General features: G+C 66.4%; 15 protein-coding genes. 8 read left to right on the top strand and 7 right to left on the bottom strand.

All coding sequences use genetic code 11. The features are described 5' to 3' along the window. From AC4ELH_RS23545 to AC4ELH_RS23515, 7 genes are all read left to right on the top strand, one after another. Positions 1-726 carry a phosphoadenylyl-sulfate reductase gene (locus AC4ELH_RS23545; RefSeq protein ID WP_498887004.1) on the top strand — a complete coding sequence of 242 codons (726 nt, stop codon included), beginning with the start codon at positions 1-3 and terminating at the stop codon, positions 724-726. 7 nt (positions 727-733) lie between these two features. After that, the gene (locus AC4ELH_RS23540) at positions 734-1447 is read left to right on the top strand and encodes a sirohydrochlorin chelatase (RefSeq protein WP_498887002.1); all 714 of its coding nucleotides are present in this window, start codon (positions 734-736) and stop codon (positions 1445-1447) included. Positions 1448-1591: 144 nt separating this feature from the next. Then, positions 1592-2971 carry an MBL fold metallo-hydrolase gene (locus tag AC4ELH_RS23535; protein WP_498887000.1) on the top strand — a complete coding sequence of 460 codons (1380 nt, stop codon included), beginning with the start codon at positions 1592-1594 and terminating at the stop codon, positions 2969-2971. 41 nt (positions 2972-3012) lie between these two features. Continuing rightward, the gene (locus tag AC4ELH_RS23530; protein WP_498886998.1) at positions 3013-4224 is read left to right on the top strand and encodes an NAD(P)/FAD-dependent oxidoreductase; all 1212 of its coding nucleotides are present in this window, start codon (positions 3013-3015) and stop codon (positions 4222-4224) included. Then, complete coding sequence (locus AC4ELH_RS23525; protein WP_064960326.1) at positions 4224-4820, top strand: rhodanese-like domain-containing protein; 597 nt, start codon at positions 4224-4226, stop codon at positions 4818-4820. Before AC4ELH_RS23530 ends, AC4ELH_RS23525 begins: the two co-directional genes overlap by 1 nt. After that, positions 4817-5677 (top strand): sulfite exporter TauE/SafE family protein, encoded by an 861-nt coding sequence (locus AC4ELH_RS23520; RefSeq protein WP_463804868.1) that lies wholly within the window; start codon positions 4817-4819, stop codon positions 5675-5677. Before AC4ELH_RS23525 ends, AC4ELH_RS23520 begins: the two co-directional genes overlap by 4 nt. Before the next feature lie 61 nt (positions 5678-5738). Beyond that, positions 5739-5999 carry a metal-sensitive transcriptional regulator gene (locus AC4ELH_RS23515; protein WP_055115484.1) on the top strand — a complete coding sequence of 87 codons (261 nt, stop codon included), beginning with the start codon at positions 5739-5741 and terminating at the stop codon, positions 5997-5999. Positions 6000-6017: 18 nt separating this feature from the next. On the opposite strand, the gene AC4ELH_RS23510 is transcribed toward AC4ELH_RS23515, so the two are convergent. From AC4ELH_RS23510 to AC4ELH_RS23485, 6 genes are all read right to left on the bottom strand, one after another. After that, positions 6018-7067, bottom strand: coding sequence for a sulfate/molybdate ABC transporter ATP-binding protein (locus tag AC4ELH_RS23510; protein ID WP_064885575.1), 1050 nt, complete (start codon positions 7065-7067; stop codon positions 6018-6020). A gap of 22 nt (positions 7068-7089) precedes the next feature. Further along, entirely contained in the window at positions 7090-7911 is an 822-nt protein-coding gene (gene cysW / locus AC4ELH_RS23505; protein WP_055115487.1) for a sulfate ABC transporter permease subunit CysW, read from the bottom strand. After that, entirely contained in the window at positions 7908-8786 is an 879-nt protein-coding gene (cysT, locus tag AC4ELH_RS23500; RefSeq protein WP_498886995.1) for a sulfate ABC transporter permease subunit CysT, read from the bottom strand. Before cysT ends, cysW begins: the two co-directional genes overlap by 4 nt. Then, a complete protein-coding gene (locus AC4ELH_RS23495; RefSeq protein WP_498886993.1) occupies positions 8783-9826 on the bottom strand; it encodes a sulfate ABC transporter substrate-binding protein in 1044 nt (347 codons plus the stop codon). Before AC4ELH_RS23495 ends, cysT begins: the two co-directional genes overlap by 4 nt. Positions 9827-9965: 139 nt before the next feature. Further along, positions 9966-10058 (bottom strand): Ms4533A family Cys-rich leader peptide, encoded by a 93-nt coding sequence (locus AC4ELH_RS23490; RefSeq protein ID WP_350222992.1) that lies wholly within the window; start codon positions 10056-10058, stop codon positions 9966-9968. A gap of 139 nt (positions 10059-10197) precedes the next feature. After that, the gene (locus tag AC4ELH_RS23485) at positions 10198-10401 is read right to left on the bottom strand and encodes a hypothetical protein (protein WP_064885589.1); all 204 of its coding nucleotides are present in this window, start codon (positions 10399-10401) and stop codon (positions 10198-10200) included. Between the two features lie 115 nt (positions 10402-10516). Between AC4ELH_RS23485 and AC4ELH_RS23480 the strand changes: the two genes are divergently transcribed. Continuing rightward, a complete protein-coding gene (locus tag AC4ELH_RS23480; protein ID WP_055115495.1) occupies positions 10517-12547 on the top strand; it encodes a glycoside hydrolase family 15 protein in 2031 nt (676 codons plus the stop codon). 53 nt (positions 12548-12600) lie between these two features. Here the strand turns inward: AC4ELH_RS23480 and AC4ELH_RS23475 are convergent, their stop codons facing one another. Then, entirely contained in the window at positions 12601-13299 is a 699-nt protein-coding gene (locus tag AC4ELH_RS23475) for a sensor domain-containing protein (protein ID WP_448448898.1), read from the bottom strand. Positions 13300-13369: the final 70 nt, after the last annotated feature.

The raw sequence follows: 13369 nt of genomic DNA, 5'->3' as shown, positions 1-13369 counted from the left end.
ATGAGCACATTGACTGAAGCGGAATTGATCGAGCTGGTCGAGCAGGGCACGGCCGAATTGGGCGACGCCAGTGCCGAGGAGCTCCTGCGCTGGACGGACAAGCACTTCGGGGGCGCCGGCGGGCCGGCCAGTAGATCCGGTTACGTCGTGGCCTCCAACATGCAGGACGCCGTACTGGTCGAGATGGCGGCGAAGGTCCGCCCCGGCGTCGACGTCCTGTTCCTCGACACCGGCTATCACTTCGCCGAGACCATCGGCACCCGGGACGCCGTCGAGCAGGTCTACGGCGTCAACGTGGTGAACGTGCGCCCGGAGAACACGGTCGCCCAGCAGGACGAACTGCACGGCAAGGACCTGTTCGCCCGGGACGCCGCGGCCTGCTGCCGCATGCGGAAGGTCGAACCGCTGGGCAAGGCACTCGCGGGCTACACGGCGTGGGTGACCGGCATCCGCCGGGTGGAGGCCCCGACGCGCGCCAACGCCCCGCTGATCAGCTGGGACGCCGCCTTCGGCCTGGTGAAGATCAACCCGATCGCCGCCTGGTCCGACGAGGAGATTCAGGCCTACATCGAGGCCAACGACATCCTCGTCAATCCCCTTGTCTACGACGGCTATCCGTCCATCGGATGCGCCCCGTGCACCAGCAAGCCTGCCGAGGGCGCCGATCCGCGCAGCGGCCGGTGGGCCGGCCAGGCCAAGACGGAGTGCGGGCTGCACGCCTCGTGAGGTACCTGTGACGCTCGTTCTCACCGCACACGGCAGCGCTGACCCGCGCTCGTCGGCGAACGCGCACGCCATCGGCGGGCATCTGCGCCGCCTGCTGCCCGACACCGATGTGCGGGTTGCGTTCTGTGAACAGAACGCGCCCAACCTCACCGAGGTGCTCCCGGATGTCGAGCCGGGCGCCGTCGTGGTGCCGCTGCTGTTGGGTAGCGCCTATCACGCGCGAATCGACATTCCCGAGCTGATCGCCGGCGCCGGCGCCGAGGTGATCCAGGCGGATGTGCTCGGTGAAGATCCCCGCCTGCTGCAGGTGGTGCGGGAGCGGCTGACCGCGGTGGGAGTTTCCCGGTTCGACGCCGATCTTGGCGTGATCCTGGTCGGGGTGGGCTCGTCCCATCCCGCCGCCAATGCACGTACGGCCGCGCTGGCCGGTGTGCTGGCCGAAGGCACCCGCTGGGCCGGCACCGAGGTGGCGTTCGCCACAGGTCAGACCCCGTCCCTGCCCGAGGCCGTCGAGCGCCTACATCGGCGCGGCGCTCGCCGCCTGGTGATCGCTCCCTGGTTCCTGGCGCATGGCCGCATCACCGATCGGGTGGCCGAATTCGCTTGTACCGCGGGCATTCCGATGGCCGATCCACTTGGTCCGCACCGCCTGGTGGCAGCCACGGTGCTGGATCGCTACGAAGAGGCGCTTGCCGCGCGCAGCGCCGGCTTCGCCGCCTGACCCCACCCTTTTCCGACCGACCACGCCCCCGGGAACGCCCCGGGGGCGTTTTCATGCGCTTGACACCTATACCCCTTGGGGTATGTTCGGACATATCGGTATACCCCCATAGGTATACATAGTCGTCCACCGAGGAGTTGAACAATGAAGTTCATCCAGTACTACCTGGACTGTCTGTCCCATGCGTCGTACCTGATCGGCGACGAGTCATCGGGGCGCGCCGTCGTCGTCGACCCGCAGCGCGACGTGTCCGAGTACGTCACCGATGCCGAGAAGCTCGGCATGCAGATCACCCACGTCATCGAGACCCACTTCCACGCCGACTTCCTGTCCGGCCACCTCGAACTGGCCGAGGCCACCGGCGCGACGATTGTGTACTCGTCCGTCGCCAAGCCCGAGTTCGATCACCTGGGAGTCGAAGACGGCCAACACATTTCACTGGGCGAGGTGGTGCTGGAGTTCCGCCACACCCCGGGTCACACCCCAGAGTCGATGAGCATCGTGATCTATGAGCACGCCGATGACGCCGTGCCCTACGGCGTTCTGACCGGCGACACCCTGTTCATCGGCGATGTCGGCCGGCCGGACCTGCTGGCCTCCATCGGCTACACCCGAGACGAACTGGCCGACAAGCTCTACCACTCGCTGCACGAGAAGCTGCTACCGCTGCCCGATGCCACCCGGGTCTTCCCGGCCCACGGCGCGGGTTCGGCCTGCGGCAAGAACCTGTCCACCGAACTGTCGTCCACCATGGGTGAGCAGAAGCAGACCAACTATGCGCTGCGCGCACCGGACAAGCAGTCCTTCATCGAGTTGGTCACCGCAGGCCAGCCGCCCGCCCCCGGCTACTTCGTCTACGACGCGATCCTCAACCGCAAGGACCGCGCCCTGCTGGACGAGGAGGCGAACCCGGAGGCCCTGGACTACCGTCAGGCCACCGAAGCGGTCGCCGACGGGGCCATGCTGATCGACGGCCGCAGCCCCGAGGACTTCGCGCTGGGCCATCTGCGCAACGCGATCAACATCGGCCTGGCCGGGCGCTACGCCGAGTTCGCGGGCTCAGTGGTCAAACCCGACGCCGACATCGTGCTGGTCACCGACCCGGGCGAGGAGCGCGAAGGCAAGAACCGGCTGGCGCGCATCGGGTTCGACCGGGTGCTGGGTTACCTCGACAACCCGGAGCGGACCATGTTCGAACATCGAGACGATGTGACGGTCGCCTCACGGTTGACCGCCGCCGCGTTCGGTGAGCGAGCCGGCTCGGTGGCCGACCTGCAGATCGTCGACGTGCGCAATCCGGGCGAGACCGAGGCGGGCACGATCCCCGGCGCGGTCAACATCCCCGTCGGCCAGCTGCCGGACCGGACCGGCGAATTGGATCCGACCCGCCCGACCGTGGTCTACTGCGCCGGCGGCTACCGCTCTTCGGTGGCGGCCAGCCTGCTGCGCCAGCGCGGCTTCACCGATGTCAGCGACATCCTGGGTGGCTACGGCGCCTGGGTGGACAGCACCCAGGCAGTCTGAGCCGGCGCAAATCGTCTGAGAGACAGGAAAACACAACAAGTATGTCCACCCCAGCCAAGCATGAGGTCCTGATCATCGGCGGCGGCACGGCCGGTATCACCGTGGCGGCGCGGTTGCTGCGCAAGCACTACACCGACGTGGCGATCATCGAACCGTCCGACCAGCACTACTACCAACCGTTGTGGACGCTGGTGGGCGGCGGTCAGGCGACGGCGGCCGAGACCGAGCGTGCCGAAGCGTCGGTGATGCCGCGCGGTGCCATCTGGATCAAGAGCGCGGTGACCTCCGTCGACCCGGACGCCAACACGGTCACGTGTGCCGATGGCGCGACGTACTCCTACGACGTCCTCGTGGTGGCGCCGGGTATCCAGCTGGACTGGGAGCGCACCGAGGGCCTGACCGACACGCTCGGCAGGGACGGTGTCTCCTCGAACTACCGCTTCGATCTCGCGCCGCGCACCTGGGAGTTCATCCGCGACACCAAGTCCGGGACGGCGGTGTTCACCATGCCGTCCGGGCCGATCAAATGCGCCGGCGCCCCCCAGAAGATCGCCTACCTGGCCTGCGACCACTGGCGGCGCCAGGGTGTGCTCGACAACATCGACGTGCACCTGGTGGTCCCGACCCCGCGGATCTTCGGCATCCCCGCGATCGCGGACAACTTGGACAAGGTCATCGCCGACTACGGCATCACGCTGCACACCGGAAGTGAAGTGCGGTCCATCGATTCGGCATCGCGCAAGGTGACGATGACGAACGTTGCCGATGGCGTCGAGACGGTGCTGCCCTACGACGTGCTGCACGCGGTCCCCCACCAGTCGGCGCCGGACTGGATCAAGTCCAGCCCGCTGTCCACGAGCCATGTCGGCGGGGACGCCAACGGTTACGTCGACATCGACAAGCACACCATGCAGCATGTGCGCTACCCGAACGTGTTCGCACTCGGTGACGCGGGATCGTCACCGAACTCGAAAACCGGTGCGGCCATTCGTAAGCAGGCGCCCGTGGTGGTCGAGAACATCGGTGCGGTGCTGAGCGGGCGCCCGCTCACCGGGTCGTACGACGGCTACGCGTCCTGCCCGATCGTCACCTCCGCACACGACATGCTCCTGGCCGAGTTCGACTACGACTTCGCGCTGAAACCGTCCTTCCCGCTGCTCGATCCGGTCAAGCCACACCGGCCGTACTGGCTCTTGAAGAAGTACGGGCTGCCCGCCCTGTACTGGAACCTGATGTTGAAAGGTCTTGCCTGATGTCCTCTTCGTCGATCATCGACGCCACCGAACTCAACGAGCTCAAGCAGGCCGGTCCCGGCCCGCGACTCATCGACGTCCGCACGCCCGCCGAGTTCGAAACCGCCCATATCCCTGGCGCTTACAACGTTCCACTGGACCTGCTGCAGGAACATCGCGACGAGATCGCCGAGCACCTCGACGAGAACATCGTGTTGATCTGTCGCTCGGGGCAACGTGCAGGCACCGCCGGGCAGACCCTGCGTGACGCAGGCCTGCCGAACGTCTCGATCCTCGACGGCGGCATGACCGCATGGCAGAACCAGGGATTCGGGGTGCGTCGTGGCGCCCAACGCTGGGATCTGGAACGTCAGGTTCGCCTGGTTGCGGGGTCGATCGTGCTGAGCAGCGTGCTGGGCAGCATCGCGGCCCCCAAGCTGAAATGGCTGGCCGCGGGGATCGGCGCCGGATTGACGACAGCGGCGCTGACGAACACCTGCGCCATGGGCATGATGCTGGCAAAGCTCCCCTACAACCGGGGCGCCTCCTGTGATGCCGACAGCGTCGTCGCACAGCTGATCGGCTCCAAGCAGGCACATTCGGGCGCATTGGCATGATCGCCCTCGCTGTCGCGCTGGCCGTCCTCGTCGGGGTGTCCCTCGGACTCCTCGGCGGAGGTGGCTCGATCCTGACCGTTCCACTGCTGGCCTACGTGGCTGGCATGGAGGCCAAGCAGGCGATCGCCACCTCGCTGCTGGTCGTCGGGGTGACCAGCGCGGTCAGCACCCTGTCTCATGCGCGCGCCGGCCGGGTGCAGTGGCGCAGCGGCCTGATGTTCGGCGCGGCCGGCATGGTCGGCGCATACCTGGGCGGACTGCTGAGCTATGTCGTGCCGGGAACGATACTGCTGACCGCCTTCACGGTGGTGATGATCGCTACGGGTATCGCAATGATCAGGGGCCGCAAGACGTGCGAGCCGACGACGCGGACGATGCCGGTCGCCAAGGTCCTCTTGATGGGTCTGGGAGTCGGGGTGGTGACCGGAGCCGTCGGCGCGGGTGGCGGATTCCTCGTGGTGCCCGCCCTGGCACTGCTGGGCGGCCTGCCCATGCCCGTCGCGGTCGGAACCTCCCTGCTGGTGATCACCATGAACTCGGCGGCAGGTCTGGCCGGCCATCTGAGCACAGTGCCGATCGACTGGACGATCGCCGGTGCGGTCACCGCCGCGGCGGTGCTCGGCAGCCTGCTGGGTACCCGACTCACCGCCCACGTGGACCCCGATGCGGTACGCCGGGCCTTCGGCTGGTTCGTGTTGCTCATGGCATCGCTGATCCTCGGCCAGGAGGTCCACCCCGCCATCGGGCTCACCGCGGCAGGCCTGACGGCACTGGCCGGCCTCGGCAACCTCAGCTGCGCGCGGCTCGGATGGTGTCCGATGCGGTGGCTTTTCGGCCCACCCGCAGCGACAACATGACCACACGCACATACCCCCGAGGGTATGATGAAAGCAAGAAACCCAACGTTAAGGGGACAACATGATCTGCGACGAGGAATCGATCGCCGCCATCCTCAACCGGTTGCGCCGCGCACAGGGACAGCTCTCCGGCGTCATCGCCATGATCGAACAGGGCCGCGACTGCAAGGATGTCGTCACCCAGCTCGCCGCGGTGTCCCGGGCACTCGACCGCGCCGGATTCAAGATCGTGGCAACTGGTCTGCGTGAATGCATCACCGGCGAGAGCGACGAACCGATGGACGTCGCCGAGCTGGAGAAGTTGTTCCTGACTCTGGCCTGACGGGGTGGCGCTGACCACCTAGCTGACGGTCAGCGCCTCATCCTCGTTACTCGCCGGAGTCTGCACTCCCCCGGCGATCTGCGGAACCCGAGTGGCCCGCACATAGACCGTGTCGCCCTCGCGCAACCCGAGCGCCTCGGCGTCGCCGCGGGTGATCTGCGCGGTAAACGGCACATGGGTTGCGGCACCGGTCAGTTCGACCCGCACCTCGAAGCCCAGCATCACGATCCGGTCGATGGTGGCGCGCAGCACCCCGGTGGCCTCCGCTGTCCCATCACCGGCGGCAACGGCCAGCTCCGGGTTGCGTCCCACCCGAATGTCGTGCGGACGCACCAGGATTCCGTTGAGCTCGGAGACGGCACCGAGGAACGACATCACGAACGCGTTGGCCGGCTCGTCATATACCTCCGTCGGCGACCCCACCTGTTCGATCCGCCCCTTGTTGAGCACCGCGATCCGGTCGGCCACATCCAGCGCCTCGGCCTGGTCGTGCGTCACCAGCACCGTGGTGACGTGTACCTCGTCATGCAGCCGGCGCAGCCAGGTGCGCAGATCGTCACGGACCTTGGCGTCCAGCGCCCCGAACGGCTCGTCGAGCAGCAGCACCTGCGGATCCACCGCCAATGCGCGGGCCAGTGCCATGCGCTGACGCTGGCCCCCGGAGAGCTGGTTCGGGTAGCGGGTCTGAAAACCGGCCAGCCCCACCACTTCCAGCAGGTTGTCGACCTTCTCCTTCACCTCGGCTTTGGGGCGCTTACGGATCTTGAGACCGAAGGCCACATTGTCGCGGACCGTCAGGTGTTTGAACGCCGCATAGTGCTGGAACACGAATCCGATATCGCGGCGCTGCGGCGGAATCCCGGTCACATCGCGGCCGTTGATGGTGATGGTCCCGCTGTCGGGCTGATCCAGGCCCGCGATGGCGCGCAGCAGGGTGGACTTGCCCGAGCCACTCGGGCCCAGCAGCGCGGTCAACGACCCTGACGGCACCTCGAAGTCGATGTTGTCGAGCGCCGCAAAATCGCCGTAATGCTTGTTCGCGCCCCGAACCACGATCGCGTCGGTCATAGCTCTTGTCTCCTTCTCAGGCCTACTGCGCGGCCTTGATTCGGCGCCGGTCGAGGATCACCTGGACAACCAGGACGATCACGGCCACCGCCATGAGCAAAGTCGAGATGGCGTACGCCCCGTACACCGAGTCAGCGGTGCCGCGGTTGTAGCGGTCGGCCACCAGCAGGGTCAGGGTCTGGGAGGTACCCGGCAGGTTCGAGGACACCATGATCACCGCACCGAACTCCCCCAGCGTGCGGGCGATGGTCAACACGATGCCGTAGGTCAGGCCCCACCTGATGGACGGCAGGGTGATCCGCCAGAACGTCTGCCACCAGGTCGATCCCAGTGTCGCGGCAGCTTCCTCCTGATCGGTGCCGATCTCGTGCAACACCGGCTCGACCTCACGGATCACGAACGGCACCGTGACGAAGATGCTGGCCAGCACGATGCCGGGGATTCCGAAGATGATCTTGAGTCCGAGGTCGTTCTCGACGAAGCCCAGCAGTCCCGCCGAACCCCACAGCAGGATCAGCGCGACACCCACGACCACCGGTGACACCGCGAACGGCAGGTCGATGACCGCCTGTAGGGCACTCTTGCCGCGGAACCGGTTGCGCGCCAACACCAGGGCGGTGGGAACACCGAACAACACGTTCAGCGGCACCACGATGGCCACCACCAACAACGACAGGTTCAGCGCCGAGATGGCCGCGGGTGTGCCTACCGATGCGAAGAACGCACCGACGCCCGGACCGAAGGTCCGCCACAGGATCAGCCCGACCGGGACCACCACCAGGACCGTCACATAGGCCAGCGCCAGAAAGCGCAGCAGGTAGCGCACCGACGGTGAGAGCGTCATGCCGAAAGCTCCTCACGTTTGGCCGCACGCGAGCCCACCGCCCGCAACACGAACAGCACCAGGAACGAGATCACCAGCAGCACAATCGAGATCGCCGCGGCGCCGGTTCGGTCGTCGTTCTCGATCAGGGTCCGGATCCACTGCGACGACACCTCGGTCTCACCGGGGACGGCGCCACCGATGAGCACCACGGAACCGAATTCACCGATGGCCCGCGAGAACGCCAGACCGGCCCCGGACAGCAGGGCAGGCAGCAACGCCGGCAGGATCACCTTGACGAAGATGACCCGATTGCTGGCACCCAACGAGGCGGCCGCCTCCTCGGTCTCCTGGTCGAGCTCGAGCAACACCGGCTGCACCGAGCGCACCACGAACGGCAGCGTGACAAACAGCAGGGCGATGCCCACACCCCATTTGGTGTGCTGCAGGTGCAACCCGACCGGGCTGGCCGGACCGTACAGCGCCAGCATCACGAGGCTGGCCACGATCGTCGGCAAAGCAAATGGCAGGTCGATCACCGAGTCGACCAGCCGCTTACCGGGGAAGTCGTCGCGGGTGAGCACCCAGGCCACCACCAGGCCGAAGAAGATGTTCACCACCGTCACGCCGGCCGAGATGGTCAGGGTCACCCGAAACGATTCCAGGGCCGCGTTGGAGGTGACCGCCAACCAGAAGGCGTTCCACCCACCGCCGGCCGCCTGCCACAGGATCGCCGCCAATGGCAGCAACACGATGACGCTCAACCAGATCGAGGCCGCGCCCACGCGCAGCGACGTGCTGCCGTAGCGGCCGGACCGCGCGCCGGGAGTGAACTCCCCCGGCGCGGCCACAGCCGAACCAGGTTCGGCTGCCTCGCTCTGCGCTACTGATGTCATCCAGTCGCCTGCTTGTAGATCTTGGTGATCGAGCCGTTGTCCTTGTCGAACAACGCGGGGTCGACCTCTTTCCATCCGCCGAGATCTGCGATCGTCCACAGCTTCTCCGGCGTCGGGAAGTCCTTGGCGAAGTCCGCCGCCACCGCGGGATCGACCGGACGGAATCCGGCCTCGGCCCACAGCTTCTGCCCCTCGGCGGTGAACAGGAAGTTCTCCAGCGCCTTGGCCTTGTCGGCGTGGGCGCTGGTCTTGACGACCGCCACCGGGTTCTCGATCTTGAAGGTCTGCGGCGGGTTCACGTGCTCGATGTCCTTGCCCTGCCGCTCGACGTTGATCGCCTCGTTCTCGTAGCTGATCAGTACGTCGCCGGTGCCCTGCAGGAACACATCGGTGGCCTCACGTCCCGAACCCGGGCGGGTCTTGACGTGCTCGGTCACCACCTTGTTCACGAAGTCGAGCCCGGCCGCGGAATCCTTGCCGCCGTTGCTCTTCGCCGCGTACGGGGCCAACAGGTTCCACTTGGCCGAACCGGAACTCAGCGGGCTCGGGGTGACGACCTCGAGCCCGGGCTGAAGCAGATCGTCCCAGTCCTTGATGCCCTTGGGGTTACCCTTGCGCACTACCAATGACACCACGGAACCGAACGGCACGCCCTTCGTATTGCCTGCGCTCCAGTCGTCGGCCACCTTGTCGGCCTTGACCAACCGGGTCACGTCGGGTTCGACCGAGAAATTCACGATGTCGGCCGGCTTGCCGTCGGCCACGGCCCGGGACTGGTCGCCCGATGCGCCGTACGACGTCCGCACCGCAACGCCCTTGCCTTCCTCACTGGCGGCGAAGGCCGGGATGATCTTGCTCCAGCCCGGTTCGGGCACGGCATAGGCGACGAGGGTCAGCGTGGTGTCGGCACCCGCGGCACCCTGGTCACCGCCGGCGACATCACTGGCGCCGCCACCGCAGCCGACCGCCAGCACGCCGGTGGTGGCCAGGACGGTGGCAGTACGCCAGAACTTACTGAGATGGGGCTTGTTAACAGGCACTGAGGACCTTTCTTGCGGACAGCGGACATTGCGAGGTCCGTCATGCGGAAAGGCGAGGGAGGCGAGGGAGGCGAGGAGGCGAGACAACAGCATCCGGGCGCAGAACCACCACCGACACCAAACCGCGGACGGGTTGGAGTCAGCGACAACAGGCGACGTCAGCAACAGCGCACGAACCCACGGCAATGAGAGCCAAGACATGGCTCTCAGTCTTGCCGGACGCTGAATGCATGGCGCGAAGAATAACAGAATTCCGCCGTCGCGCCCGTCGAGCGACAGGTGTCCTCGCTAGCTGGTCAGCAACCACATCACGATGACCAGCACAACCAGCAGAATCAAGATCAACGTGACACGTGAGCGCGGCATACCGTTCACTCCGATTCCACCTCGTCCACCGGGGCGTGGCGCAACCGGCGCAGCCCGGTGCTTCCCCAGCCCAGCGCGCCGTCGAGCACCACCGCGATGCCATAGGCCAACGCCAGCACCACCGGCATCACCACCGCGGTCTGCACGACGAACGGCAGCCCGGTCAGCCACAGTTCGACGCCGTCCCACCAGTTCAGGATTGCCGCCATGGGGCAAGCGTAGGCGATCGTCGACAGCACCCCGTCTTCATCCCGCCGCACCAGTAACGTTCGACACGCGTGTCTTGGGTAGACGACACCCGTATCCGCAGATGATGATGTGCGGATGGTTCTGCAACACACCGAGCCCACGGATGTCGTCGCGGCACTCGACAAGACCCCTGACACCTCGAAGACCCCCGAGACGCCGCTCACGGCGACGGCGCCCGTGCCGTACTCCTCGGGTGCGTCGCTACGGAACCCTTTCCCGCCGATCGCCGACTACGGGTTCCTGTCCGACTGCGAGAACACCTGCCTGATCTCGTCGGCAGGTTCCGTGGAGTGGCTGTGTGTCCCCCGACCCGACTCTCCCAGCGTGTTCGGCGCGATCCTGGATCGCAATGCGGGCCACTTCCGGCTCGGCCCCTACGGGGTGACCGTTCCATCGGCGCGGCGCTACCTGCCGGGCAGCCTGATCCTGGAGACCACCTGGCAGACCCACACCGGTTGGCTGATCGTGCGCGACGCGCTCGTGATGGGTCCGTGGCACGACATCGACACCCGGTCACGCACGCACCGGCGTACCCCCATGGACTGGGATGCCGAACACATCTTGCTCCGCACGGTCCGCTGCGTCAGCGGCACCGTCGAACTGGTGATGAACTGCGAACCGGCGTTCGACTACCACCGTGTCAGCGCCTCGTGGGAGTACTCCGGCCCGGCCTATGGCGAAGCGATCGCACGCGCCAGCCGCAACCCGGACTCGCACCCCACGATGCGGCTCACCACCAACCTTCGGATCGGCATCGAGGGCCGCGAGGCCCGCGCCCGCACCCGGCTCACCGAGGGCGACAACGTGTTCGTCGCGCTGAGCTGGTCCAAACATCCCGCCCCGCAGACCTTCGAAGAGGCCTCGGACAAGATGTGGAAGACCAGTGAGTCGTGGCGGCAATGGATCAACATCGGCGATTTCCCCGACCACCCGTGGCGGTCATACCTGCAGCGCAGCGCGCTGACGCTGAAGGGACTGACCTACTCGCCGACCGGCGCCCTGCTGGCCGCCCCCACCACGTCGCTGCCGGAAACTCCTCAGGGAGAACGTAACTGGGACTACCGCTACTCGTGGATCCGGGACTCCACGTTCGCGCTGTGGGGTCTGTACACCCTCGGGCTGGACCGGGAAGCCGACGATTTCTTCTCGTTCATCGCCGACGTGTCCGGTGCCAACAACGGCGAACGCCACCCGCTGCAGGTGATGTACGGCGTCGGTGGTGAGCGCAGTCTGGTCGAAGAAGAACTGCATCACCTCTCGGGCTACGACAATGCCCGGCCAGTGCGGATCGGCAACGGGGCCTACAACCAGATGCAGCACGACATCTGGGGCACCATGCTCGATTCGGTGTACCTGCACGCCAAGTCGCGCGAACAGATTCCCGAGGCGCTGTGGCCGGTGCTGAAGAACCAGGTCGAGGAAGCCATCAAGCACTGGAAGGAGCCCGACCGGGGCATCTGGGAGGTGCGCGGCGAGCCGCAGCACTTCACCTCCAGCAAGATCATGTGCTGGGTGGCGCTGGACCGCGGTTCGAAGCTGGCCGAGCTGCAGGGCGAGAAGAGCTACGCGCAGCAGTGGCGCGCGATCGCCGAGGAGATCAAGGCCGATGTCCTGGCCCGCGGCGTGGACTCCCGCGGTGTGTTGACCCAGCGCTACAACGACGACGCCCTGGACGCCTCGCTGCTGCTGGCGGTGTTGACGAGGTTCCTGCCGTCGGACGATCCGCGGGTGCGGGCCACGGTGCTGGCGATCGCCGACGAACTCACCGAGGACGGCCTGGTGCTGCGCTACCGGGTCGAGGAGACCGACGACGGGCTGTCCGGCGAAGAGGGCACGTTCACCATCTGCTCGTTCTGGCTGGTGTCGGCGCTCGTCGAAATCGGCGAGGTGAGCCGGGCCAAGCACCTGCTCGAGCGGTTGCTCTCGTTCGCCAGCCCGCTGCACCTGTACGCCGAGGAGATCGAGCCGCGCACCGGCCGCCACCTGGGCAACTTCCCGCAGGCATTCACCCACCTGGCCCTGATCAACGCCGTGGTGCACGTCATCCGCGCCGAGGAGGAGTCCGACAGTTCCGGAGTCTTCCAGCCCGCCAACGCACCGATGTAGGGGCCGTCAGGCGTTGCCGGACAGCATGTCTGCCCACCCAGGCCCTTCGATGATCAAGCGTCCGCCGCCGTGGCGGCCATATGCAGTGCCAGGGTGGCGGCCTGGTTCGTGATACCCACTCCGCACGCCCAGGTTTCGATCACGAGATTGGAGACAACTGCCAGCGCGTGATCGCATGGCCACTCGGGCTGTTGCTGCTCGGTCGAGAACTGGGTCAACAGCGACCGCTCGGCGACAACGTCAGCGATATCCCAGTGCGTCGTCGCATCTCCGGTACCTATCGAGATGGTGCGCCCGGCGCACGCCTGCCACAATTGCCCGGCCGAGTCGAAGAAGCTACGTGCCTCATCACCCGACGGATACAGCACCACAGTCTGTTCGATGGATTGCCTGGATCGTGGCGTCGACATCACCTGATCACGCACGCCGGTCCAACCTGAACCCGCATACACCGCCTCTTGCGCACCGAAAACCGCTGCCCGGCAGTCTTCGTCAGACAGATCGTTGGCATTGACGTTCATCGTGTCGCTGGTATCGCGGGCCTCCGTGGGTTTCAGTCCGGTCACTCCGACGATCTCGTCGGCTTCCTCCGCGGAAATCAGGAGACCTTCGAGCGCGGATTCGGTGAAGGTTTGGTCGACCACGGGGACCGAGTTCTCCGCCCGCACGGCGCTGCCGTCGACCATCTGCGCGCATCCGGCCATCAGCAGTGATGCGGCGGCGAGTAGTGCGATCACGGGGGGACAGGGCATGTCACCATTGTCACCGACCGGTGGCACCTCGCCGGACACAATCACCGTGCGCCGATCTCTGGATGAGTCG

The organism is Mycobacterium shunyiense (genome assembly GCF_058270075.1).
The sequence above is the reverse complement of the archived record's forward strand: the minus strand, read 5'-3'. Positions and strand labels throughout refer to the sequence as shown.